Genomic DNA, 25,277 nt, shown 5'->3' with positions numbered 1-25,277 from the left:
TCGATTATTTTTTTTCTGGTAAATAATTAATAATAACTCTTTGGTTGCTGTTCAGATATTTTTTCGCAACGTCGCGGATATCTTCACGCGTAATTTTTCGGTAGATTTCAATTTCTTTATTAATTAAATTGGTATCGCCCTGTAAAACGTGATAAGTAGCCAAAGAACTTGCAATTCCCTGAATATTAGAGTTCGCATTTACAAACTGATTTTCAAACTGGTTTTGAAGTTTTTGGAAATCTTCTTCACTAATTAAAGTCGTCTGTAATTTTTTCACCTCAGCATCGATGTCGGCTCTCAAAGTAGCTTCTGTCGTTGTTCCCAATGGAATCGCAAAGAAGGCAAATACACTGTAATCTTCTTCACCTAAATTAATAGCCTGAACCTGAAGCGCTTTTTTATCCTGATCTACCAGTTTTTTGTAAAGTACAGAAGATTTACCATTACTCAAATAAGAAGAAACCATATCCAACACTTTAGAATCCCGTGTTTTATCACTTGGCGTTCTATACGTATAAAGGTAAGCTGGCAACTGAATATTCGGATCGTAATACGTCATTACCGTTTCTTTGGTAATTGGATCTTCTTTCGGTAAATCTCTCACAACCGGCGCTCCTTTCGGAATACTTGCAAAATACGTATCGATTAATTTTTTCGTTTCAGCTGGTTTAAAATCTCCTGCTACAACCAAAGTTGCATTATTCGGAACGTAATATTTTTTAAAGAAAGCCAAAAACTCATCCAGTTTTGCGGAATCCAAATCTTCCATTTCACCAATTGTGGTATTTTTATACGGATGCTTTTTGAACAAACCCGTTTTAATGGCTTTCATAATATTCCCGTAAGGCTGATTATCAACGCGCAATCTTTTTTCCTCTTTCACCACTTCGTTTTGAGTATCTACACCAATCTGATTGATTACTGGATGTCTCAAACGTTCCGATTCCATCCACAATCCTAACTGTAAATTATTGGACGGGAAAGTTTCGTAGTAATAAGTTCTATCATCGGTAGTGTTGGCATTGTTTGTACCACCATTGGCACCAACAATTTTCATCCATTCACCACGTTTGATATTCGGCGTTCCTTCAAAAAGCAAATGCTCAAAAAAGTGAGCGAAACCAGTTCGGTTAGCGATTTCATCTTTAGCACCAACATGATACATCACCGCAGTCGTAACAACGGGAGCCTTATTGTCTTGATGCAGAATAACATGCATGCCGTTTGGCAAATCATATTCTTCAAATTTAATTTCCTGAGCCTGTGACAAAACTCCCAAAAGCAGGAGGCCAAAAGCTGAAAAAGATTTTTTTATCATAATTTTATATTATTTCTATGGTCAATAAGTAGCTGATTGATTCGAAAAGTTACAATAGTATAAAGATTTAATACTGAGTTTATCAATTTATAATGATTCTAATAAACATTCTTCAAACTTAAGCGCTTATTCTCAAATTATTCATTTCTCGTCCTTAATTATAAACGACTCCGTTTCAACCTTTTTTTGCTCTCATCAACGCAATACAGAAAAAAATTCCACTCATTTCGGACCGCCAATTTCGAGGGTAAGAGATTAATTATTTAACAAAACTCTCCGCGTATAATATTTTTTTGAAAGAATGATCAGACCACAAAGACCGTCTAATTCCCCAATTTTATTATCTTTATCGACAGTAAGTCCAACCTATCATTTTTAAAAGGACTTCATCTAACGATTCTCTATGCACCTATTTTACTACTTATTATCATCGATATGCATCGCAGCCAGCTTGTTACCGTTAATCCCACATCAACACTGGTTCTTCCGAATTTGGGAGTTCGCCCGATTTCAGGTGGTGATTATTCAATTGACCGTTTTGGTGATAGGACTATTTTTCTTCGAGCCTAAGACTGTAATCTTCTGGGGAACTATCCTGATTTCTTTCGGTTTCATTATCAACCATATCGTCATTTTAATTCCGTACACCGTCATTTATAAGAGAAATACTGTAAAAGAAGTTGCGAAAGATTCTGAATTAATTTCCATTATCTCAGTGAATGTTTATCAGTTCAATAACGAATATCAAAGATTGATTGATTTGGTGAACGAAGTAAAACCCGACATTCTATTAACCATGGAATCCAATCAGGCTTGGGAAAATGCCTTAACCAAAATTGAAAATGACTATCCCAATTTTAAAAAAGTTGCTTTAGAAAACACTTATGGAATTCACTTCTATACGCGACTGAAAGTAGAATCCATTAAAGTCAATTATTTTATCGCCGACGATTTACCGAGTATTGAAGCTTCTCTGCTCACAGACAGCGGCGAACGTTTTACCTTTTTCGGAGTTCATCCGCCGCCGCCAAGTCCGACCGAAGAAGAGACCTCAAAAGAGCGTGATGGCGAATTATTATCCATCGCAAAAGAAGCGAGAACGATAAAAGATCCTGTCATTGTGGTCGGTGATTTTAACAATGTCGCCTGGGCAAGAGCTTCCGTTTTATTCCGGAAAACCTCCGAATTAATTGATCCCAGAATCGGACGCGGATTTGTGTCGACCTTTCACGCAAAATATTGGTTACTTCGATTTCCCATCGATTTATTTTTCCATTCCACCGACATTTTCATAGAAGATTTCAAAACACTGCGAAATATTGGCAGCGATCATTTGCCGCTCTACTGCACATTTTTCATCAATAAGAAAGTCGATATTCAGGAAGACGAATTAGAAACTTTGCACGAAGATGATTTGGAAGAAGTCGACGAACTCATTGAAAAAGGCATTGAAGAAGATGGCAATCGCCCGACCGTTGCGGAGGAATAAATCATTGCGTAATCGTACCCTTTTTATTTTTAGGAGCATCCATATTTGGCTTTCTTACAAGACCCGTCCCGCTGTCCATTACAATCTTTTATGCCTTGTCTAAAGCCAAGTCATAAAAGGATTTTCATTTCCATCGGGGCTAAAATTACAGGTTGTTTTTCTTGTCACCGAATAAATTACACTCCTTCGCAAACAACATTATTTATAAATATCTTTGTTAAAAATTAAATATATGCAACTGGTAAAAGTCGGACTTTGCGCCTTTGGAATGAGTGGAAAAGTATTTCACGCACCCTTTTTAAAAGAACATCCCGGATTTTTCATGTCCGCAATTGTGGAAAGGTCCAAACAAGAATCAAAAGCCAAATATCCCGAAACCACTATTTTCAGATCTGTGGAAGAAATGCTTCAAAATGCCGATATTGAACTAGTGGTTGTCAACACACCCGTTCAAACCCATTTCGAATATGTAAAAATGGCTCTGGAAGCGGGGAAAAATGTGATTGTAGAAAAACCTTTTACGGTAGATGTTTCAGAAGCTGAAATTTTAGTGAATTTAGCAAAAGAAAAAAACCTTTTCTTAAGTGTTTATCAAAACCGCAGATTCGACCGTGATTATCTTCAGGTTCAAAATATTTTAGAAGAAGGGAAATTAGGATCTTTAAAAGAAGTCGAAATTCGTTTCGATAGATTTCGTACAGAACCGAGCGCAAAAGAGCATAAAGAAAATCCACAGCTGAAAGGTTCCGGCTCAGTTCATGATTTGGGATCACATCTTATCGATCAGGCAACTCAACTTTTTGGTTTCCCGGAAAAACTCTTTGCCGATGTATTTTCAATGAAAGGTCAAGCTTTTGCAAATGATTATTTTGAAATCCTGCTCTACTATAAAAATGATTTACGCGTTCGTTTAAAATCTTCGGTCTTTAGCAAAGAAGCGCATTACGCTTATATTCTCCACGGCAATAAAGGAAGTTTTTTACAGGAAAGAACCGACGATCAGGAAAATGAATTGGTCGCTGGAGCTATTCCAACTTTCAACGAAGACTGGACAAAACCTTTAAACGAACCGGACGGAATTCTTAACTATCTAAACGAAAATTCCGACACAAAAAGAATCTTAACTTCCAGCGAACCCGGCAATTACATGAATTACTATCAGGAGATTTACGAACATATTGTTTTCGGATATCCATTACCTTCACCTGGTTCAGAAATTATTCAGAATATGAAAATCATTGAAGCCTCTTTGGAAAGCTCAAAGGAAGGACAGGTTGTTGATTTGAGGGATTTCTAAATTACCGTAAGAAGTCATTTCATCATTTTAACCGCAAAAGGTTGATTTTAATAGGGTTTACTCCATAGTTTATAGAAGTAGTATTGATAAAACGATTCCTTTTTCTTTCTTCTGAAGAACTTTTTTACGTTATGATCTTTTGTCCCTTTTTGCTTAAAAGATGAGTGATTTATGTTTATCAACAATTCCTAAATAAATTCTTCACACTTAGGTGATTACGCAGATTCTTTATGATATTGAAAATGCTTTAAATTAATTTTAGATCACAATTATTATCTTTAAAAATTCTCTATTTTTGCGACAAACAAAAAGATATGGCTTCAGGATTTTTTGCGGTATTAGATGATATTGCTGCCTTAATGGACGATGTTGCAGTTGCCTCGAAAGTGGCGACTAAGCAGACAGCAGGAATATTGGGCGACGATTTAGCCGTGAATGCCGAGAAAGCCACCGGTTTTTTATCATCACGAGAAGTCCCAGTTCTTTGGGCGATTATGAAAGGTTCTTTTGTGAATAAGTTGATTATTATTCCAATTGCATTTTTGCTGCAGTTTATATTTCCACCAGCCATTAAGATTATTCTTATTTTGGGCGGACTTTATTTGGCTTATGAAGGCGTGGAGAAAATCATCGAATATTTCTTTCATAAAAAAGATAAACACGAAGAAGTCATCAAAGAAATTGAAGATGGCGAAACTGCGGAAACTGCTGAAAAACTCAAAGTCAAATCAGCGATTACGACGGATTTTATTTTGTCTTTAGAAATTGTGATTATCGCTTTAGGTTCGGTTTTAGAAAAATCTTTACCGATACAAATTATAACCGTTTCTATCGTTGCAATTTTAGCAACAGTTGGAGTTTATGGAATTGTTGCTTTGATTGTAAGAATGGATGACGCAGGTTATAAACTTATTGAAAAATCACACAACAAAGGATTTTTTAATTTGTTGGGTAAATCTTTAGTAAAAGCATTGCCAATCATTATAAAAGCCTTATCGATTATTGGAACGATTGCATTGTTATTGGTTTCAGGTGGAATTTTTGACCATAATATAGAACTGGTTCACCGGTTTTTACCACACGTGACTGAAATGGGGAAACACGCTCTGTACGGAATTGTAGCAGGTCTAGCAATGTTTTTTATCGTAAGTGCTGGAAAGAAAGTTTATTCTTTAATCAAGAAATAATTTTTTTTAAATAATAAAGAAAACGGATTGCATCATTGCAATCCGTTTTTTGTTTTATCTTATTTAAAAGAATGATTACATGCTCGGCAAATCCATCGGAACTTCCATTAATAAAATTTCTGAATCTTCTGTGGCTTCTAAAGTAAACGCTTCAGTTTCCCAAATTCCGAAGCCATCTCTGGTTTCTAAATTTTGTTCGCCAACTTTGGCTGAACCACTTAAAACGAAAATATAAACGCCGTTTTTGGAATCGTGTAACTGATATTCTTTTGCATTTCCTTTTTCGAATTTTGCTAAATTAAACCAGGCGTTTTGGTAAATCCAAACTCCTTCATCATCTGGATTTGGCGAAAGAATCTGCTGGAAATCATTTACCTTCTCACCTTCTTTAATGCTGATTTGATCGTAACGCGGTTCTACATTCATTTTGTTTGGTATGATCCAAATCTGCAAAAACTTAACGAGTTCGTCTTTATTTTTATTGTATTCGCTGTGTTGTACGCCAGTTCCGGCGCTCATGACTTGAATTTCTCCTTTTCTAATAACGGAAGTTGTGCCCATAGAATCTTTGTGTTCTAAATCACCTTCTAACGGAATCGAAATAATTTCCATATCGCGGTGCGGATGATTTCCGAAACCCATTCCTGAAGCGACCTGATCATCATTAAGAACGCGTAAAACTCCGAAGTGCATTCTGTCAGGATTGTGATAATTGGCGAAACTAAAAGTGTGGTGAGATTTTAACCAACCGTGGTCTGCAAAACCTCTCGAATCTGATTTGTGATAAACTGTTTTCATATCTGTTCTGTTTTATTTTATTTTAAAAATATTTATGCTCTAATTATTTAACAAAAGTACCATCTTACCAGTTGAAAAACATTGATTTAAGATAAGAAGAGAATATTCAATTTGAATAAAGTTTGATTTAATTTAAAAAACATAAAAAAAGAGTTCGGCGCAATACCGAACTCTTTCCATAACAATATAAACTATTTTATGAACCATTAAAAATGGCTTTTAAAATATCTCGGTAATTAATAACCGAAGATTTCCTTCAGCGTTAATTTTTTGTAGTCTCCTAATTTTTTCAAATCGGCTTCTGTCAAATTTTTCTCTGAAGCAACAACTGAATAGATATAAGGTTTACCAGCAATATTCTTTTTGAAAAAATCATTAAGGTCAGTGAAATTCACAGCGCCTGCTTGATTATAAATTTCTCTTCTGATGTCGGTATTCATTCCTAAATCTTTTGCTCCTAAATAATCGAAAATAATATCATCTTGCGTGATTCTTTCATTTTCAATATCTTTTTTAGTTTGCGTTTTTGCTAAAGCAAGATTCTCCGGAAATTGCGGTAAATCATTCAATAATTCGTTCATCGCTTTAGTCGCATCTCTAAATTTATCAGATTGCGATCCAACGTAAGAGGTTACGAAATACTTGTCGTCTTTTTTACGTGGCGCAACATACATCGCATAAGTGCTGTAAGCTAAAGCTTTACTTTCACGAATTGTTTGATTTACAATTGTTCCCATTCCGCCTCCGAAATAGTTATTGAAAACCGTTACAAGCGGCTGCAATTTCGGATCAAAGTTTCCGCCAGTTCTTGTCCACTGAGTTTCTGCCTGTACCATTTCATAGTCCGCAAATAAAACTTCATTTTTATCTGTAGGTTTTTGAACAAATACTTTTGGTGCATTTGGCATCGCAAACTTTGCTGGAACTGGGTGAAGTTTTTTCAAGGTTGAAGTCAATTTTTTCAAACTTTCCGGACCGTAATAAATAATAATTTGGTCGTAACTGTTTAATTTTTTAATTGATTCTAATAACTCTTTAGAAGTTACTTTATTCAACGCTTCATCCGAAAAAGTATAATTAAACTTATTGTCTTTTCCATACATCGCATAGTTGATTAATCCTTGACTAATCGCACCTTTATTATTTTTAACATCGTTTCTGGATTTAGAAAGTCTGGCTTTTAAAGAAGTTAATGCTTCTTCATCCGGCTTCGCATTCAAAACTAAATCTTCGTACAATTTCACGGCTTTATCGAAGTTTTCCTGTAAACCTTCGATGGTTACCATGGTAAAATCTTCTGCAGTAAAAATGCTGAAACTACTTGCGATTTCGTAAAACTCTTTAGAAATTGCTTCAGACGATTTTTTATCTGTTCCTAAGAACGACAAATATTTTGCTGCTAAATCTTGTTTTAAATCATTGTTTTTTCCGATTTTATATCGGTAACGAAGTCTGAATAATTGATTGTCTTTATTCGGTACGTAAAGAATTTCTGCTTTACCAATTTTAGAACGCTGAATATCTTTATCATAATCTAAAAAGACTGGACTAACCTTTGTTGAAGGAAGTGCATCAATCATTTTCACAAAACTACTTTGTTGATCAGCATTGGTTTCTACTGGCGTAATAATTGGTTTTTCAATTTTCGCCATTGCGGGACTTTCTCCTTGTTTCTTTAAAACGACAACGTAATTATTGGCAAAATATTTATTGGCAAAATCTACAACTTGCTGTTTCGTGATTTTAGAAATATCTTCAACTCCGGCAACTTGATCTCTCCAATCTGCTTCGTCACTGAACGCTTCCATCAAAGCATCTGCTCGAGTGCTGTAACTTTCGCTTTCCATAATTTCGCTCTTCTTCATGTTATTGACAATTGAAGTCAACAATTCCTGATCAAAATTCCCTGCTTTTAAACGGTCGATTTCCTGGAACAATAAAGTTTTCACTTCGTCTAAAGTTTGCCCGGAAGTTGGTGCTGCAGAAACTACAAACATTCCATAATCAATCAACGGCATTACGCTAACAGAAGCCCAAAGCAATTTCTGTTTCTTCACTAAATTCAAATCTAAAAGTCCGGCTTTACCGTTGCTTAAAATTTGTCCCACTAAACCAGCGATCAAAATATCTTTGCTTTTATTGTTTGGTAATCTATAACCAATCATAATTTTTTCAGCATCCGGACCGGTAACTACTTTTGTAATCGGAGTTGTAATCGGTTGTTCCGGTTGAAAAGTATAAGGAGCAATTTCTTTATTCTTTAAAAATGAAAAATCCTGATCTATTTTTTTAATCACTTCATCCGGATTAAAATCACCAGAAAGTACCAAGCCCATATTATTAGGAACATAGTATTTATTGTAGTATTTTCTAATTTCAACTAAAGAAGGATTTTTTAAATCTTCGATGGTACCAATCGTACTTTGCTTTCCGTAGTTGTGATTTTGGAAAAGGTTGGCCAACATTGTTTCAAAAGCACGCGCTCCGTCATTATCTAAACTTCTGTTTTTCTCTTCGTAAACGGCTTCCAATTCCGTGTGGAAAATTCTGAAAACCGGCGCTCTAAAACGTTCCGCTTGAACTGCTAAATATTTATCTAAAGAATTCCCCGGAATATCATCGGTATAAACGGTTTTTTCGAAACTGGTAAACGCATTTGTTCCTTGCGCTCCCATCGAACTCATCATTTTATCATATTCATTAGCGATGGAATATTTTGACGCTACGCCAGAAATAGAATCGATTTGATGATAAATCGCTTTTCTTTGAACTTCATCTTTCGTTTTATTGTATTTTTCGTAAAGACCGTCAATTTTATCTAATTCAGGTTTTTCTTTTGCCCAATCCAGTGAACCATATTTGTCGGTTCCTTTAAACATCAAATGTTCCAGATAATGCGCTAAACCTGTATTGGTAGAAGGATCTGTTTTGCTTCCGGCTTTGATGGCCATAAAAGCCTGAACTCTTGGTTCTTTTTTTGTCGGACTTAAAATGACGGTTAAGCCATTTTTTAAGGTGTAGAAACGCGCTTGCATTGGATCATTGGTCACATATTTATACGTGTAACCATTTGATGTTTCTGTTTTCCACACATGCTCCTGTGCATTACTGAGAACCGAAGTTCCCAGTGCACACAGTAGAATAAATAAACATTTAATTCTTTTCATTTAACTTTCTATTTATTTTTTATTTTTAGTTTCTTTTTATTACAGCGGATTTTTTTAAACGCAAAGGCGCAAAGACTATCTTTACAAACATGCTGTTTTACGTGCGTTTTTAAGGGCGCAAAGGCATTTCACTTAGCAAATATTGCAAGAGAATTACTTCACGACAATCTCCTATTTTTTATTTTTTTTGAAATAATCTAAACCACATTCCAAGAAGTTTTTGAAATCTGCTTTTGGCATATAACCGGAGACTGGATTGTTAATAATTTTTCCGTCCGGCGTAACCAATACATAATGCGGTTGAGAATTATTATTAAAGTTGACTTGTTGGAACATACTCCACTTATCGCCAATTGTTTTAATTTTTTTCATTTTGCCACCGCCCATATCAATCGTTGTTTGTTGATCTTCTGGCAATGCTTCTTTATCATCAACATATAATGATACAAGGACAAATTCATTTTGAAGCGTTGGTAAAATATCGGGTTCATTCCAAACGAATTCTTCCATTTTACGACAGTTTTCACATCCGTAACCAGTGAAGTCGATCATGATTGGTTTGTTTTCTTTTTTCGCTAATTCTAAAGCAGTAAAGAAATCGAGTTCCGGATGCATTCCATAAATTCCGTCTTCTTCATTGTGGAAATAACTCACGTTTACTGGAGGCAAAATCCCTGAAAGCAATTGTAATCTTGGTCTTTCTGATGGAACTAAACCTTGAATTAAATAGAAAAAGAATGCTAAACCTAATACTCCAAATACTTTTCTAGCATTTGAAATTTTTGCTTTTTTGTCATCGTGAGGAAATTTAATTAAACCAAATAAGTATAAAACCAATCCAAGGGTAATGATGATCCACAATCCGATAAACAATTCTCTTTTTAATAAAAATGTTTTCGTAACCAAATCTGCTTTTGATAAAAACTTTAATGCTAAACCTAATTCGATAAATCCTAAAACTACTTTTACGGTATTCATCCAGCCACCAGATTTTGGTAAACTTTGAAGTGCTTGTGGGAATAACGCTAACAACCCGAAAACGATTGCCCAACTTACGCCGAAACCTGCCAAAGCAAAAGTCAGCAACATTGGAACATTTGCGGATCCTGTAACAGCGCTCCCTAACAAACTTCCTAAAATTGGTCCGGTACAAGAAAATGATACAATAACTAAAGTTAAGGCCATAAAAAACATACCGACAATTCCGCCTGCATCTTCTGCTTTCGAAGATTTATTAGCAATTGAACTTGGTAAAGTGATGTCATAATATCCGAAGAAACTTCCGGCAAAGAACAAGAAAATCACGAAGAACGCAACGTTCAGCCAAACTGAAGTTGAGATTTCATTAAAGATATTTCCTGCAATTCCATCAATAACATGAAAAGGAATACTTAATAAAACGAAAATCAACAGGATGAAAAATCCGTAAATAAACGCGTCTCTTTTTCCTTTTGCTTTGTCTTTCGAACCTTTTGTAAAGTACGAAACGGTTAATGGAATCATTGGGAAAACGCAAGGAGTTAACAACGCGATTAATCCGCCGATAAAACCTAACAATAAATAAGACCAGTAATTTTCAGAAGGTGTTTCAGCAGCAATTCCACAATCGGTAAGTGGATTTTGTAATTCCAAACTTGCGACTTTGATGTTATCACCTTGATTTCCGGCTGCATTTTGCAAGTCAGTTTTTGCTTCTTCTAAAACTTTTCCGTTTTCGATTGATTTTTCGAAACTTAAAGTATTTGGTGCGAGACAGATTTTGTCGTCGCAGGTTTGGTAATAAATTTCAGCATCTACTTTTGCTAATTTTGAAGGATCTTTAACCTTAAATTTTTGTTTGAAATCAGCGGAACCAGAATAATAAATAATTCTTGCTTTAAAAGCTTTCGAATATTCATCATGCTTTTCACCTACTTCTTCTACGCTACCGATTAATTCGACATCCTCACCGGAAATTGTAATTTCAGTGGGAATCCCGGAGTTGGGAGGTAAATCTTTAGAATAAATATGCCAATTTTGGTCGATCGTCGTGTGAAAAACTGCTTCAAAAATATTATCTCCTAACGGATTAATTTTGAAGTCAACCTTAACGGGATCCTTAACCTGTGCTGTAAATAAAAGACTGAACAGTCCTATAAATAGGAAAAAAAACTTTTTCATAAAAGGAAGGAACTTGATTTTAGAAAAAACTGCTGGCTGCGAAATGGTCATGAAAAATTTGATATGAAGAAACCAGATCTTTGTACAACCAGCAGTTTTTAAGGGATAATTTTATTTGATGAATTTAGAAAGTGTACGATCTAAATCGAACTCACGAAGATCGTAGTTTGAAGCAACGATTTTTCCGTTTTGGTCAATTAAATAACTGGCAGGAATTCCTGTAATTCCGTAATTCACAACTTGTGGATTTTGGAATTCGCCTTCAATATTAATATTAGGCCAAACCGTTTTTTCATCATCCAAAGCTTTAATCCAAGCTGCGTTTTTAGAATCTAATGAAACCGAAAGTATTTCCAGTCCTTTACCATGGTATTTAGCATACGCTTTTTTCAAATTCGGGATTTCACCACGACATGGACCACACCAACTTGCCCAGAATTCCAGGATGGTATATTTGTTTTTCGCAACTAAATCTGATAATTTAATTTCTTCGCCATTTCTAGTTTTACCCATAACGTCTTTGAAATCACTTCCAACGGTAACCGTTTTAGCATTGTCTTCCATGGTTTTAAACTCATTCATCATTTTTTCGTAATACGTGATGTAATCGCTTTTTCCAATTTCTTTCTTGTATTTATCAAGTCTAGCAAGAATTTTTTCTGCAGTGTAATCTCTATCACTAATCATGGTAGAGGCAATCGCTTTCGCCATTGGTGGATTATCATCTGCAACAACTTTTTTCAAGTAATCGTTTTTGATTTTATAAACCTGATCACCTACTTTGTTTACGATTTTTCGAGCTTCTTCTACTTTCGGCTCATCGGTCATATCAAGATTCGTAAACTGTTCTTTTGAAACTTTTCTACGTTCAAGATTTAATTTCTCGTAATTAGGATCTTTTTCATAACCATAAACGATGCTCTGGATTTCGCCACCTTTAATATCAGTGTTCATATCCGTGTCTTTAACATCAATTGAGATATCTGCATTTTCCAAAATAAATGGAATATAAAGATGTAGTTTCTCGTTAGAGATTCCAGCAGGGGCAGCTTCAGTAGTTTTCCCTACGAATACAAATTTTCCCTCTTTATCAGCTGCAACGCCGCCGATTTTATCTCCTTTGTAATCTAAAAGATAAAGAGAATCTGCTTTAATATTAGCAGGAAGTGTGGCAGTTAAATGATACTCGGATTTTCCTTTGTTACAAGAAATTGCAAATAGCGCAATGACTCCTGGTAAAATAAAGCTTCTTGTGAATTTTTTCATTCTATAATTTTTCATAAATAATTAAATTATTGGTTTTGAGGCATTCCTGGATTAAATTTTAATACTTGAGCTGGAATAGGAATTACCAATTGATTGGTATTCGGTGCTGCTGTAAAACTTAATGGGTTTTTACCTTCGATTTTGTGCAAAGTTGTTTTTGCAAAAGCTGGTTCTAAATTCTGACGTTTTAAATCGAAAAGACGGGTATTTGAATAAATCATTTCTCTACGTCTTTCGTCTAAACAAAATTTAATTAAATCATTAGGGCTATCGAAATCTGCTTCAGAAAGATCTTCGTTTCCATCAATTCTTTTATTTCTCAAGTTGTTAAGCAATTCAATTGCTTTACCAGGATTACCAAGTCTTGCTTCAGCTTCCGCTAACGTGATCATCATTTCTGGTACAGAAACAGAAGTTGTTCCTTTGAAATTGTAATCATAAGTTCCCATTATATATTGGAAGCCGACGAATTCGCCATCTTGCATAACCGGGATTTCAAAAAACTGTTCGGTTAACCTTTTATCGTCACCTGTTTCCTGCGGGAACAATGTCATCGCATCTTCACTTAAATAACCGTTCCCAGGTTGCAACATAAAATGAGTTGCGTACTGCTCGTTATTTTTAATTGCTAAATCAAAGTTGGAGAAATCGGGTTGCGTATAATCTACGATGTTCGATTTTTTTGCAAGAGCCAATTCTGCATATTTCTTAGCATTGGCATAATCATTTTGATAAAGATAAGTTCTAGACATCAAGGCATAACCTGCACCGATATTTGGTAAAAGAAGAATCTTCGCCTTGGCTGGTAAATGAGGTAAAGCCAATTCTAAATCACTTATAATTTGGGCATAAACTCCTGCAACAGTTCCGCGTGAAGGTAAAGTTTGGGTAACATCTGCCAATAAAACCAATGGTACTCCGTAATCTGTACTTGCCGTAGCTTTGTTATATTGTTTAGAGAAGGTATTCACCAAAAATAAGTATTCATAAGCTCTACCATAATAGGCTTGTGCTTTAACTTGCTTTCTTGCTTCTTCGGTATCTCCAACTTCTAAAGTAGCATTATCAATTTCATTAATAATTTTATTATAAGTGTAGATATTTCTGTAAGCACTGTTCCAGGCTGTGTTAGAAACAGTTGGATCAGAGAATCTATAATTACTCCAAGAATAAAGAGCAAAGTTGGTATTCAAGTTATTATTAACATTCCCTACTTCACTTGTAGAAAGATAGAAATTATCATTGGTTAAATGCAACACATCTTCGTTGCTTGTAAAGTTGGGACCGTTGTCTCCACCGATTAATAACAATTCATAATCGGTAACAGAGGTAGGAATTACATATCCTAAAGGAACAACATCCAAATAATCTCTACACGAAAATAGAAGCAGCGAACTCGCCAGTAGTACTATATATTTTTTCATTTTTTAAATAATTTATTTTGATTAAAAACTAACGTTAAGACCTAAACTAATTGTTTTTGGAATTTTATAATATCTTAAACCTAAACCTTGAGATTCCGGATCTATTCCTTCTTTATTCTTAGTCCATAAAAATAAATTGTTCCCTCTTACATTTACAGTGAATTCAGAGAAACCAAAGCTTTTACTCATTGCCGTTGGAATGGTATAACTTACAACTACATCACGAAGTCTAATGAAATCTCCAGCAACAATATTCTTGGTAGAATAAGCAACATAAGAATAAGGGAATGTGCTGTTGATTCTTGGGATATTGGTAGTCAATTCATCACCAGGTTGAGTCCAAGCGTGTGCTGCATCAGCATTAACTAAAGAAACTTCATCCATTAAAGCTTCTCCATTATAACTGTCTTTCAACATAGAGAATCCTCCTTGGTATACAAACATGAATGATAATCCAAATCCTTTGTAAAAGAAATTATTATTAATTGAAGATGTATATTTTGGTAAAGTTGTTCCACCAGAAACTAAATCAGCTTTAGAGAATTTCTCACCAAATGAATTATTAGTTACCTGAACCAATGAACCATCTTGCGTTCTAATTAAACCGTAACCTTGATCATCAACTCCGGCGTAATCAAGTACCATGATAGAATTCGGTTCGAAACCTTGAATGTTCTGAATTTTTCCTAGAACTGATCTTACACCTGATTGATCGGTGTAAGCTTCAGTCACTCTTCCTTTATTATATCTAAAGTTAAGTTGGGTGTCCCAACGGAAATCATCACCAGTAATATTTCTAGAAGTCAATGAAGCCTCGTAACCGTCATTAACAATTGATGCGGTATTTTTGATAATTGGTGAAGCACCTAGAGTAGGATCGGCATCGATGATTGAAAGTAAATCATGAGAATCCTTTTTGTAATAATCAAGTGCTAAATTCAAACGTTTGTTAAAGAAAGAAAGATCTGCACCTAAATTTAAAATATTGGTACGCTCCCATCTTAAATCATTTACTTTATAATTTTCGATATTAAGTCCTGCGGTGTAATCGGTAATATACCCCTGAACAATTCGGCCTACATCATAAGGTCCGTATTTATTAGCGATATTTCCATTCACCCCGTAAGAGGCTCTAAGGTCTACTGTACGTTCGCCACCGCCCATAAATTCTTCTTGACCAGCACGCCATTTACCAGCAACTGACCAGAAAGGTTTGTAACGGTATTTAGGATCTGTACCAAAGAAATTCGATTGATCGATTCTGGCACTTCCAGTTAAAATATATTTATTTTTGAATGAATAGTTCGCATTAGCATACATCGAAACAAATCGGTCATTGCTATCAATCAATTCATCGAATAAATGCACACCATCAATATAACCACCAGGATTATAAGTATCAAAAATAATCGAGTTCAAGAACATTTTATCTGCCTGAACGAAAGTATTACTTGTTCTGCTGTACCCAAATAAATCACTTACTGTACCTACGGTATGATTACTTTGTAATTCGGCACCTGCAATTACATTAATATAATGATCACCAAATTTTTTGTCGTAATCAGCTTGAGCTCTTAATAAATAATTAGTAATATTCGTTTGGCCTTCAATTTTTCTACCACCAACTGGAAGATACATTTTCTTCACGCCTCCTGTATATTCCAAAAGTGCTGTGGTATTATTTAACAATGATGCCATTTCATTAGAATCTCCATCAGCAATCCTTTGATTATTGATGCTGTTTCTCATGTACTGACCGCCAAATTTCAAATGCAAATCGGAGGTGATTTTATAATTGAACATTCCCTGTACCCTTGACGTCCAGCTTTCTGTATTGTTCGAATATTTATTAAAATCATTTACCGGAGAGAAAGTTTCATCATAAAGACCTAATTCTCTTAATCTTTGAATTTCAAAAGGTTCTTTTCCACCAGGACCATTGGTCGGGTCATAATTAATTGGTTTGTAAACCGATAATGCTTCACCGTTTGCACCATAAAAATTCTGATATGAACTGATTTTGAAAATACTGCTTAAATCACTAGGATTATTGCTGTAAAAATCAACTGGTTTAGCTTTTTCCTGACCCAAAGTGATGTTCGTACTTAAATCAAGCGTTAATCTCGGGCTCAAATTAATCTGACTTACGAAATCGAAAATTCCTCTATTGTTTTGAGAACCTTGAATGTTACCGTATTCCTTAGTATAATTCAAAGAAGATCGGTATTTAAAATTATCACCACCGCCAGATGCAGAAATATTATGCTGAGTAACCATTGGGGTTTGTAGATAAAGTCTCGCAATGTCATTGGTATTATCACGGCCACGCAATATGTTCAATCTTGCATCTAACTGTTCTTGGGTAATTCTGCCTTGTTGCAAATCAGCATATAATAAATAAACCTCGTTTTTTGAACCAGAATAAGTATTCCCTAAATAATTATAAGGATCTGCAGAATCACTTTCATAATCATATAAATAACCTCCAGCATTAATTTCTCCTTTAGGATAAACGCTTTGTGCATCTACCAACTGAGAAGAATTCACACGGTTCATCACATACCCCAAATCAACTTTATCACTGATTGAATAATTGGTCGTATAATTGAAAACAGTTTTCCCTTTGTTTCCTTTTTTCGTAGTAATTACAATAACACCATTACTTGATTTTGCACCATAAATAGAAGCAGAAGCAGCATCTTTTAATAATGTAATACTTTCAACTTCGTAAGGATTTATGCTATTGATATCACCATCATACTGAAATCCATCAACTACGATAAGCGGTTTTGTATTCCCAGAAAGTGTCGCAACACCTCTTAAATTAAATAGTTTAGAACCAGGATTTGAAGGATCAGAATAAACCGTTAAAGCTGGCGTTAAACCTTCTAATGAACTAATGATATCTGCATTTCCTCTTCTTTGGAAATTTTGCATATTCACAGTCGTGTAAGAAGCGGCTGCTTTATTAGGATCAATTCTCTGATATCCAGTGATTAATATCCCTTCTAATGCAGTTTCATTTTCCGATTCAGTTAAAAGTGGTTCAAGGACAAAATCCAAAGTGTTGGATTGCACCGTTACTTTCTCAGAAAGAGCTCCTTTAGAAATTTGAAGGATATCACCTAATTTAGCGGATATCGAAAAATTTCCGTAGTCATCTGTTACAGTTGAGGATGAACGGCTAAGATTCTTAACAGCAGCATTTACAGCGATCTGCCCGTTTGGTTCAGTAATTTTTCCCGAAACTTTCATTTCAGAAATTTCGTTAACAATAATCTGTTTACCTACGGTGGTAAATTTTAATCCTGTTTTTTTAGTTAGCTCGGCTAAATAATTTTGAATATTGTCATCTTGATTTTCAAGATTAATTTTGGTATTGGCATTCAGTAATTCTTTTTTATAGAAAATACTGTAACCTGTTTTTAGTTCGATTGTTTTGAATGCGTTTTCAATCGTTACCGGTTCACCCTGCCCAGAAATCTGAGCACTTGAAAGACCGAACAATAAAAAACTGGCGGCGATACCTAAGCGGACATTGGGAAATGTCTTCTTGCCATGATTAACTTTCTTCATTTTACTGGTTTGTTTGTTTTAATTTTTTGAAATTAGGATGAGTTTAGATCCATCTTTTTGAATTTTGCAATTCAATAAAATTTCTAAACTATTAATAATTTGATCTAAGTTTTCGATCTTAAAAGTTCCCGAGAAGTGGAAATTTTCAACTTCAACACGGTTGCGAATAATTTGAAGCCCATAAACTCTTTCGATTTTATTTAAAACTTCATCGGTTGAACTGTTTTCAAAAGAAATTTCTTTGTTCAACCAATCCATATCCTGTTGTGGTTTCGCTAATTCTACCGCAGACATTTTATCAGAAGGATTAAAAGAAATTTTCTGACCGGGAGCTAATATTTTTTTGGTGGCAATTTTTTTACCGTTAACTTCAATTCTTCCTTCAACAAGATTCACGAAAGTTTCGCGTTGATTTTTATAAGACGAAATATTGAATTTTGTTCCTAAAACTTTAGTGGTAAACTGATCTGTCATCACATAGAAAGGATGCGCAGGATCTTTAGCAACTTCAAAAAAAGCCTCACCAACTAAAGTCACTTTTCTGGAATCACTTTTTATAAAATCACTTTGCAATGAAATCTGAGTTCCAGCATTTAATAAAACTTCAGAACCATCAGACAAAATTACTTTCAGGTTTTTACCATTCGGAACATGAATGATTAAATTAGACTTTGATTTATTCTCCGTCAAACGAAGCGTTCCGTTTTCTAAACTTGCTAACTGAACTTTATTCTTGTCTATCAGAATATTATTTTCAGTCGTATTTTCAAAATTTTGATATACACCGTTGATAGCAACACTTATAAATTCGGGACTTGGTGAGGATGCATTATTAGTATTTACTTTCCAATAAATTCCGACTGCGGCGATTAATAAAAATACTGCTGCATATCTCATCATCTTTCTGGCGAATACATTTGATCTGGCAGGTAATTTTAAAATCTTGTAATTAGGCTCGGCGGTATAGAGGTAATTCACTTTTGCATACTCTTTAAAAACCTTTTTATTTTCAGGAGTTTTTAACCATTCATCTAAAATCTGTCGATCAGATTCCGAAATTTCATTAGAGAAATAATCGGTAATAATTTTAAAAATTTCGGGATTTTGATTCATAAGAAGTACATTTGCTTATTGGTATGATGCATCGTTTTTCATAATCCCCTACTTATTTTTTATTTTTTTTAATTATATCTTAAAAATTTCTCACATTGTTTGGCATTGTAGACGACAAAAGGCTATTTGACGCTATTAAAGACAATTCGGAAACTGCCTTTAAAGTAGTTTACGAGGAATATTTTGCCAAACTCACCCAATTCATCACCAGAATGTCGCGCGATGAGAATTTAGCAGAAGAACTTGTACAGCGTACGATGATAAAAGTTTGGGAACAGCGGGATAAAATCATTTTAACAATCTCTTTGAAATCCTATTTATATAAAGTTTCCTACAATGAATATTTAATGTATTTGCGAAAAAAAAGTAAATTTCCGAATATAGAAGATTCCGTCATCGAAGCCATTGACGAATTAGAAGAAGAGCAAGACAATCAAATTCTTTTAGATAAAATAAGAAAGGAAATCGATAAATTACCACCGAAATGCCGCGAAGTTTTTATCCTCAGCAAAGTACGGGGAATGAAATATAAAGAGATCGCGGAGCAACTCAACATTTCTACCAAAACCATAGAAAACCATATGACCAAAGCGTTGCGGCAAATTAGAGAAGCGTTTAATAATGAATAAAATCAGAAAATTGTTTTGGGAATTTGAGTAAAAGGTTAATGCGATTTTTTATTTTAAAAATTTTTTGCGCTCTAATTATTTAACAAAAGTACCATCTTACATATTGAAAAACATTGATTTACGATAAGAAACTTTCAATTTAACTGAAAGTCTATTTTTTGTTAATTACGTTTTTTTTAAATATACCACCCAGGAAATTGTAGTTGTTCTGATTGTTCTGCTGAATGCAAAAAAGAATCTACAGTTATGGAGGAAGAAGGATAGTAAGAATATTAAATCAACGATAAAGCAGTCGTTTTTTGTCCGCTTTTATTATCTATAATTTAATTACAGTAAAGCATTTATGTTTTAATGAATCATAAAAAATATACTACCTTAAAAAACATTGACACTACTCAAAATAATTGTTAAATTTCAATTCATTTTCAAAAAAATATTAAAACTTAATAAAAAAAAACATCAATTTTGTCTAATTTGACAATCATAAACGTTTTTTTATACATTTACTATAATAACCAAATAAATTATTTATTATGAAAACACTATTTAATTTCTCATCTATTTTATTATTGGTAATAATATTATTTTCTTGTGAAGCAAGAGAGGCATTTAAAACGATTGATACTGTAAATCCTCTTTCAAATCGATTTACTACAAAGTCCGATTTAAATAGAGACATTTCGAGCAATAAGATAATTGATAGAATAAGCAGAGATGCTGGACTTGAAAAAAATCAAAAACTATCTGATATTAAGTTAAGAAAACTAACTCAATCCGAAAAGGATGAAAAAGACGCTAATAAGCCTATTTATGTATTGCAAGCAAAATCAACAAATGGAATAAGTATAGCACATATATTCTCTACGAACGGTGATGAAACAGCATTGATTAGTGAAGGAAAAACTTGTAAATGCACATCAACTCAATGTGCACACGGATGCAATGCCGAAATATTTGGAGGGAATTGCAGTTGCTCTCATTGTTCTGCGGAATGCAAAAAAGAATCTACAGTTACGGAGGAAGAAGAAGGATAGTAAGAATATTAAATCTACAATAAAGCGGGCATTTTTTTGTTCGCTTTTTTTATTTAATCGTTTTATGAAATTAAATATTGAAATTTCAAAGGTTACATTCGAAGATTTAAAGTTCAAAGAGTTAGAAAATAAATCATTTTCATTAATTTTAATAAAATTTATAAAGATGAAAATTTTAGAAAAAAGAATCTACGATAAACCTGAACAGGAAGATGGTTTCAGAATTCTTGCCGACCGACTTTGGCCACGAGGAATGAAAAAGGAAGATGCGCATATTGATTTATGGGCAAAGGAAATTGCACCTTCCACAGAACTGCGTAAATCGTATCACGGACAAGAGATCGATTTTGCAGAATTCAGCAAAAAATATTTAAAGGAACTAAAGTAAAACTCTGAACTTGAAGATTTTTTAAATCAGATTAAAACCCAGGAAACAATCACGCTGATGACCTCTGTAAAAGACATCTCCATAAGTGAAACTCCTGTTTTAAAATTTTTTCTAAAGAAACATTTTCATTAAATAGAGAGAAATCAATAATAAAAAAACGAGCAGAAATCTGCCCGTTTTATATGTGATTAAAAAAGATTTCATCCTAAAGTTTTCTTTAATTTTAAAATTACAATCTCGAATTTACTTGAGAATTACTAAGATCTATTTCAATATCATCTGGATTTTCTTTCCCTTCTCCTTTAATCAAAAACATGGTGACCGCTGAAGCAATCAACATACAAACTCCGCCGACTACCACATAATCCATCGCCATATTTCCAAATAAACTTTTCACAATTGGTCCACCGAAAATACCGTTGATAATTTGTGGCATTACAATAAAGAAATTGAAAATCCCCATGTAAACGCCCATTTTTCTTTGCGGGATTGCATCGATTAACATGGCATAAGGCATTGCAAGAATACTCGCCCAGGCAAATCCTAATCCGACCATTGATATCCAAAGCATATTGGTATCTTTAATAAAGAACATCGAAATTAATCCTAAACCTCCACAAAACAAAGCCAAGGCATGCGTTTGTTTTTTACCGATCGCTTTTGCAATTGGTGTTAAAAGAAAGGCAAACGGAATCGCAAATAAATTATACAATCCAAATAAATGTCCGGTCAAATCTCCGGCTTGATTATATTCTAACGATTTTGTATCCTGCGGAGAAAGACCGAAATGATGCGTTGCTAAAGCACTTGTTGTAAAAACCCACATCGTAAATAAAGCAAACCAGGAGAAGAATTGTACGGCCCCTAATTTTTTCATCAATGGTGGAATCTTCGCAAAATCTTTGAAAATATCTGATAATTTTGACTGTTCTGTACTTGGCTCATCACTAGAGAATTCTGAAAATTCTTGAGGCGAATATTCTTTTGTTGTAAGGATGGTGTAAAGTATAGAAATAATCAGCACTGCAGCGCCAACGTAAAATGCGTAAATAACATTATTCGCTACATAACCGTCCGCTGCAACATTTGACACGCCCATTTTCGTTAGCCAGTTTGGCATTTCAGAACCAATCACTGCTCCAACTCCAATGAGAATAGTCTGCACCCCAAATCCTAAAGTTCCCTGATGTTTTGGTAACATATCCCCAACCAAAGCACGGAAAGGTTCCATAGCAACATTAATGGAAGCATCCATCATGGCTAGAAAAATCACAGCTAAGAGCAAAACACTTGCACCCATCATGGCTGTTACAGAGGCAGCATTCGGCAAGAATACGAGACCAACAGCACATAAGACCGCACCGATGAGAAAATAAGGTTTCCTTCTTCCCCACTTCTCAGACCAGGTATTATCGCCCATATGACCAATAATTGGCTGTACGAGTAAGCCCGTAATTGGCGCGACCAACCAGAACCAAGAAAGTTCATGAACATCTGCACCGAAGTTGGCGAGGATTCTACTGGCGTTTCCGTTTTGTAATCCAAATGCCATTTGAATTCCGAGAAAACCCATGCTCATGTTGATGATTTGAGCGATGGAAAGATTTGGTTTTATTTTTTTAGCCATGTTTTTTAGGTGTTGGGTGGTAGATGTCGGATGCTAAATGTTGAGTGTAAAAAAAACGGAATTACTATTTCTTTAAATCAGAAATTATAGCGTCTTCAATCGGTGTTTTTATTTTGATAATTTCTTTGTTGACCTCATTTGGAATCGTCATGGATAAAACATATTGTCTGATTTTCCATTGGTTTCCGATTTTTTCGAGAACGCCACTTCCACGACATAGTTTCATTTGAGTATCGAGTAATTCATCGAACCAGGCGTATTTTCCATCTGCGCTAAACGTGATGTTTCTTTTTAAAGAAGTAAAAGTCCAGGCTTTTCCTTTATCAAAATGTGGTTTGGAATAAGCCATGAATTCTTTTTTATTCCAAACTTCATTCGCATCAGTTCCTATGAACGTTGATTCTTCAGCGTAAAGATTGAAATAATTTTTAAAGTCGGCGGTTGAAGCATATAAATTCAAATCATCTAAAACTTTGCTCACATTTTTTTTCTGAACGTTTTCATAAAAACCTTTTTTCTGCGCGAAAAGTGAATTAGAGAAAACCAATAGAAATGCGATGAAGGTAAATGCTATATTCTTTTTCATTATTAAAAATTATAATTATTGAAGGTCTAAAATTAATGAAGATTTTCCTGAAATTCTGATTTTATTTTGTGGTGAAATAGAAAATTCTTTTCCGGAAATAACATCTTTACCTTTTGAAACGCCATTTAAAGATTCAGCGAATCGATCCAGATTAAAGGTTTGCTCTTTTTCATTGTTGTTAATAATGACCATTACTTTGTCATTGTCATTATATCTAAAGTAAACATAAACCTTTTCCTTTGGCATATAATGTTTGGTTTTTCCAGTGTGAATGACTTCTTTTCCTTTTCGCCAGTTTAATAGTTTTTGGGTATAATCGTGAAATTCTTTTTGTTCTAAAGTTTGAGTTTCAGGATTGAAAGCATTTTGAGAATCACCTTTCCAACCACCGGGAAAATCTCTACGAATATCTGCGTCGCCACCTTTATTCTTATCACCTTGCATTCCGATTTCGGAGCCGTAATAAATTTGTGGAATTCCGCGAACGGTAGCGATTAAAGACATCGCCATTTTGTAATAACGAACATCACCTTTAAAAATCTCGTTAAATCTTTCTGTATCATGGTTTTCAAAGAATACCAAAATATTATTGATATCTGGATAAAGGAAATCGTTACCAAAAGAATTGTAGATTTTGATCATTCCTTTGTCCCAACTTTCTTCTTCTTTCAACGCATTTGGTAAGTCTGAAAACAAAGTGAAATCCATGACAGATGGAAGGTAAGAATTATAATTTTCGATGGCTGAAATCTTCGAGTCTTTTTGCCAGTAAGAAATATGAGCCGGATTATACATCCACGCTTCACCGACAATATTGAACTTTGGGTATTCATCTGTAATTGCTTTTGCCCATTTTGCCATCGCAACTTTATCATTGTACGGATAAGTATCGACGCGCAAACCACCGAGTTCGGCATATTCAATCCACCAGATTGCATTTTGGGTCAGGTATTTTAAAACCAAAGGATTACTTTGATTGAGATCCGGCATCGTGGTATCGAACCAACCGTTCAAGGCTTCCTGTTTATCGATTTCCGAAACGTTGGTATCGAACTGAGAAGTTGTTCTGTAGTTGGATCTTTTGAAACCGTATTTTCCTTCGCCGTCTTTGAATTGGTGAATCCAGTCTTTGGTCGGTAGATCCTGAATGAGCCAGTGCGAAATTCCCCAGTGATTGGTGACATAATCTTGAATTAACATCATTCCACGTTTTTGAAGATCGCGGGAAAGCTCTAAATATTCTTCGTTGGTTCCATAACGGCCGTCGATTTTGTATAAATCAGTTTGAGCGTAACCGTGATAAGAAGTATTTTTTTCGTTGTCTTCATTTGCGGGCGTGAGCCAAAGTGCTGTAACTCCTAAATTCTGTAAATAATCTAAATTATTAATGATTCCGCGCAAATCACCGCCATGTCTTCCACTTGGTAAATTACGGTTTGCTTTTTCGGTGAGATTTGGTTGTGAATCGTTGGAAGGATCGCCATTTGCAAATCGGTCAGGCATTATTAAATACATAACGTCTTTTGAAGAAAATGAATTTCTGTCCGCAGAACCAGGTTTTCTATTCTTGAGTTCGTAAGTGTAAGAATCGACTGTTTTTTTTCCGTTTTTAAAATTGATTTTAAAAGACGATTTCTGAACCTCATCAGTATTTACCGTGATGAAAACGTAGTTTGGATTCTCGGTTTTTGTGAGATCTTTTATTTTGATATTATCGGAAAGTTCGACCTGATATTTTGAAATATCTTTTCCGTAAACTAAAATCTGGAGGTCAGGATTTTTCATTCCGTGCCACCAAAAGGCGGGTTCTACTTTCTGGATTTGAGCGAAGGAAATCGCCACCAATAATAGAAAGAGAAACGTAAAATGTTTTTTCATAGGTTACTTTTAAAATAACCTTGTCAAGGTTTTGAACCTTGACAAGGTTGATAACAACATATCTGTTATTTATAAAACTTTGTTAAAGATTTTAAACTTTGGCTACGCCGAATCTTCGATTTGACAAAGTGTGATTTTGATTATCCGAATCTACGCCCCGACCTGAGTGGAGCTCTTTTTTGTGTAGCAAAGCGGAACAAAAAAAGCGGGAACGGAGGGCGGAAAAAGGCGCCCAACTCAATTGCATTCTTAACCACCCCGTCAAAATTCTTCGAATTTTGCCACCCCTCCAAAGGAGGGGAATTTTCACTCTTCTTTATTTAATTTACGTAAAGTGATT

General features: G+C 34.6%; 17 protein-coding genes. 6 read left to right on the top strand and 11 right to left on the bottom strand.

Annotated elements, in window-relative coordinates; translation table 11 throughout:
* Positions 1–4 precede the first annotated feature (4 nt).
* A complete protein-coding gene (locus tag Q73A0000_RS00155) occupies positions 5–1,318 on the bottom strand; it encodes a M16 family metallopeptidase (RefSeq protein WP_193812080.1) in 1,314 nt (437 codons plus the stop codon).
* A gap of 451 nt (positions 1,319–1,769) precedes the next feature.
* Here Q73A0000_RS00155 and Q73A0000_RS00150 point away from each other — a divergent pair, with 451 nt between their 5' ends.
* The 3 genes from Q73A0000_RS00150 (at position 1,770) to Q73A0000_RS00140 (ending at position 5,291) form a co-directional block, all read left to right on the top strand.
* The gene (locus tag Q73A0000_RS00150) at positions 1,770–2,807 is read left to right on the top strand and encodes an endonuclease/exonuclease/phosphatase family protein (protein WP_244140768.1); all 1,038 of its coding nucleotides are present in this window, start codon (positions 1,770–1,772) and stop codon (positions 2,805–2,807) included.
* Positions 2,808–3,039: 232 nt separating this feature from the next.
* Positions 3,040–4,104 (top strand): Gfo/Idh/MocA family oxidoreductase, encoded by a 1,065-nt coding sequence (locus Q73A0000_RS00145; RefSeq protein WP_193812078.1) that lies wholly within the window; start codon positions 3,040–3,042, stop codon positions 4,102–4,104.
* Between the two features lie 314 nt (positions 4,105–4,418).
* Positions 4,419–5,291 carry a DUF808 domain-containing protein gene (locus Q73A0000_RS00140; protein WP_193812077.1) on the top strand — a complete coding sequence of 291 codons (873 nt, stop codon included), beginning with the start codon at positions 4,419–4,421 and terminating at the stop codon, positions 5,289–5,291.
* Positions 5,292–5,366: 75 nt separating this feature from the next.
* Here the strand turns inward: Q73A0000_RS00140 and Q73A0000_RS00135 are convergent, their stop codons facing one another.
* From Q73A0000_RS00135 to Q73A0000_RS00105, 7 genes are all read right to left on the bottom strand, one after another.
* Positions 5,367–6,089, bottom strand: coding sequence for a pirin family protein (locus tag Q73A0000_RS00135; protein ID WP_193812076.1), 723 nt, complete (start codon positions 6,087–6,089; stop codon positions 5,367–5,369).
* Between the two features lie 236 nt (positions 6,090–6,325).
* Positions 6,326–9,256 (bottom strand): M16 family metallopeptidase, encoded by a 2,931-nt coding sequence (locus tag Q73A0000_RS00130; RefSeq protein WP_193812075.1) that lies wholly within the window; start codon positions 9,254–9,256, stop codon positions 6,326–6,328.
* A gap of 171 nt (positions 9,257–9,427) precedes the next feature.
* Positions 9,428–11,416, bottom strand: coding sequence for a protein-disulfide reductase DsbD family protein (locus tag Q73A0000_RS00125; RefSeq protein WP_193812074.1), 1,989 nt, complete (start codon positions 11,414–11,416; stop codon positions 9,428–9,430).
* Between the two features lie 111 nt (positions 11,417–11,527).
* Complete coding sequence (locus Q73A0000_RS00120) at positions 11,528–12,682, bottom strand: TlpA disulfide reductase family protein (RefSeq protein WP_208458793.1); 1,155 nt, start codon at positions 12,680–12,682, stop codon at positions 11,528–11,530.
* Positions 12,683–12,708: 26 nt separating this feature from the next.
* Complete coding sequence (locus Q73A0000_RS00115) at positions 12,709–14,106, bottom strand: RagB/SusD family nutrient uptake outer membrane protein (protein ID WP_193812072.1); 1,398 nt, start codon at positions 14,104–14,106, stop codon at positions 12,709–12,711.
* A 21-nt stretch (positions 14,107–14,127) separates the two neighbouring features.
* Entirely contained in the window at positions 14,128–17,682 is a 3,555-nt protein-coding gene (locus tag Q73A0000_RS00110; protein WP_193812071.1) for a SusC/RagA family TonB-linked outer membrane protein, read from the bottom strand.
* A gap of 18 nt (positions 17,683–17,700) precedes the next feature.
* On the bottom strand, positions 17,701–18,795 hold the full coding sequence (locus Q73A0000_RS00105; protein WP_193812070.1) for a FecR family protein: 1,095 nt from the start codon (positions 18,793–18,795) through the stop codon (positions 17,701–17,703).
* A 95-nt stretch (positions 18,796–18,890) separates the two neighbouring features.
* Here Q73A0000_RS00105 and Q73A0000_RS00100 point away from each other — a divergent pair, with 95 nt between their 5' ends.
* The 3 genes from Q73A0000_RS00100 to Q73A0000_RS17125 all read left to right on the top strand — a co-directional run bounded on the left by Q73A0000_RS00100 (position 18,891) and on the right by Q73A0000_RS17125 (position 20,846).
* Positions 18,891–19,424 carry an RNA polymerase sigma factor gene (locus Q73A0000_RS00100; RefSeq protein ID WP_193812069.1) on the top strand — a complete coding sequence of 178 codons (534 nt, stop codon included), beginning with the start codon at positions 18,891–18,893 and terminating at the stop codon, positions 19,422–19,424.
* Between the two features lie 533 nt (positions 19,425–19,957).
* A complete protein-coding gene (locus Q73A0000_RS00095) occupies positions 19,958–20,458 on the top strand; it encodes a hypothetical protein (RefSeq protein ID WP_193812068.1) in 501 nt (166 codons plus the stop codon).
* 166 nt (positions 20,459–20,624) lie between these two features.
* Complete coding sequence (locus tag Q73A0000_RS17125; RefSeq protein WP_193812067.1) at positions 20,625–20,846, top strand: DUF488 domain-containing protein; 222 nt, start codon at positions 20,625–20,627, stop codon at positions 20,844–20,846.
* A gap of 229 nt (positions 20,847–21,075) precedes the next feature.
* Here Q73A0000_RS17125 and Q73A0000_RS00085 read toward each other — a convergent pair whose 3' ends face one another.
* From Q73A0000_RS00085 to Q73A0000_RS00075, 3 genes are all read right to left on the bottom strand, one after another.
* The gene (locus Q73A0000_RS00085; protein WP_193812066.1) at positions 21,076–22,473 is read right to left on the bottom strand and encodes an MFS transporter; all 1,398 of its coding nucleotides are present in this window, start codon (positions 22,471–22,473) and stop codon (positions 21,076–21,078) included.
* A gap of 64 nt (positions 22,474–22,537) precedes the next feature.
* Positions 22,538–23,059, bottom strand: a complete 522-nt coding sequence (locus Q73A0000_RS00080; protein ID WP_193812065.1) for a nuclear transport factor 2 family protein — start codon at positions 23,057–23,059, stop codon at positions 22,538–22,540.
* Positions 23,060–23,074: 15 nt separating this feature from the next.
* The gene (locus tag Q73A0000_RS00075) at positions 23,075–24,937 is read right to left on the bottom strand and encodes a glycoside hydrolase family 13 protein (RefSeq protein ID WP_193812064.1); all 1,863 of its coding nucleotides are present in this window, start codon (positions 24,935–24,937) and stop codon (positions 23,075–23,077) included.
* Between the last annotated feature and the right edge of the window lie 340 nt (positions 24,938–25,277).

Origin of the sequence: Kaistella flava (ex Peng et al. 2021), from assembly GCF_015191005.1 — a bacterium.
GTDB classification, from domain to species: Bacteria; Bacteroidota; Bacteroidia; order Flavobacteriales; family Weeksellaceae; genus Kaistella; species Kaistella flava.
The sequence above is the reverse complement of the archived record's forward strand: the minus strand, read 5'-3'. Positions and strand labels throughout refer to the sequence as shown.

Excerpts from the sequence above, each read along its gene's own strand:
- Q73A0000_RS00155 (WP_193812080.1), bottom strand. The coding sequence starts at position 1,318 with ATGATAAAAAAATCTTTTTCAGCTTTTGGCCTCCTGCTTTTGGGAGTT.
- Q73A0000_RS00120 (WP_208458793.1), bottom strand. The coding sequence starts at position 12,682 with ATGAAAAAATTCACAAGAAGCTTTATTTTACCAGGAGTCATTGCGCTA.
- Q73A0000_RS00085 (WP_193812066.1), bottom strand. The coding sequence starts at position 22,473 with ATGGCTAAAAAAATAAAACCAAATCTTTCCATCGCTCAAATCATCAAC.
- Q73A0000_RS00110 (WP_193812071.1), bottom strand. The coding sequence starts at position 17,682 with ATGAAGAAAGTTAATCATGGCAAGAAGACATTTCCCAATGTCCGCTTA.
- Q73A0000_RS00130 (WP_193812075.1), bottom strand. The coding sequence starts at position 9,256 with ATGAAAAGAATTAAATGTTTATTTATTCTACTGTGTGCACTGGGAACT.
- Q73A0000_RS00080 (WP_193812065.1), bottom strand. The coding sequence starts at position 23,059 with ATGAAAAAGAATATAGCATTTACCTTCATCGCATTTCTATTGGTTTTC.
- Q73A0000_RS17125 (WP_193812067.1), top strand. The coding sequence starts at position 20,625 with ATGAAAATTTTAGAAAAAAGAATCTACGATAAACCTGAACAGGAAGAT.
- Q73A0000_RS00125 (WP_193812074.1), bottom strand. The coding sequence starts at position 11,416 with ATGAAAAAGTTTTTTTTCCTATTTATAGGACTGTTCAGTCTTTTATTT.
- Q73A0000_RS00140 (WP_193812077.1), top strand. The coding sequence starts at position 4,419 with ATGGCTTCAGGATTTTTTGCGGTATTAGATGATATTGCTGCCTTAATG.
- Q73A0000_RS00105 (WP_193812070.1), bottom strand. The coding sequence starts at position 18,795 with ATGAATCAAAATCCCGAAATTTTTAAAATTATTACCGATTATTTCTCT.
- Q73A0000_RS00075 (WP_193812064.1), bottom strand. The coding sequence starts at position 24,937 with ATGAAAAAACATTTTACGTTTCTCTTTCTATTATTGGTGGCGATTTCC.
- Q73A0000_RS00115 (WP_193812072.1), bottom strand. The coding sequence starts at position 14,106 with ATGAAAAAATATATAGTACTACTGGCGAGTTCGCTGCTTCTATTTTCG.
- Q73A0000_RS00095 (WP_193812068.1), top strand. The coding sequence starts at position 19,958 with ATGAAAACACTATTTAATTTCTCATCTATTTTATTATTGGTAATAATA.
- Q73A0000_RS00145 (WP_193812078.1), top strand. The coding sequence starts at position 3,040 with ATGCAACTGGTAAAAGTCGGACTTTGCGCCTTTGGAATGAGTGGAAAA.
- Q73A0000_RS00135 (WP_193812076.1), bottom strand. The coding sequence starts at position 6,089 with ATGAAAACAGTTTATCACAAATCAGATTCGAGAGGTTTTGCAGACCAC.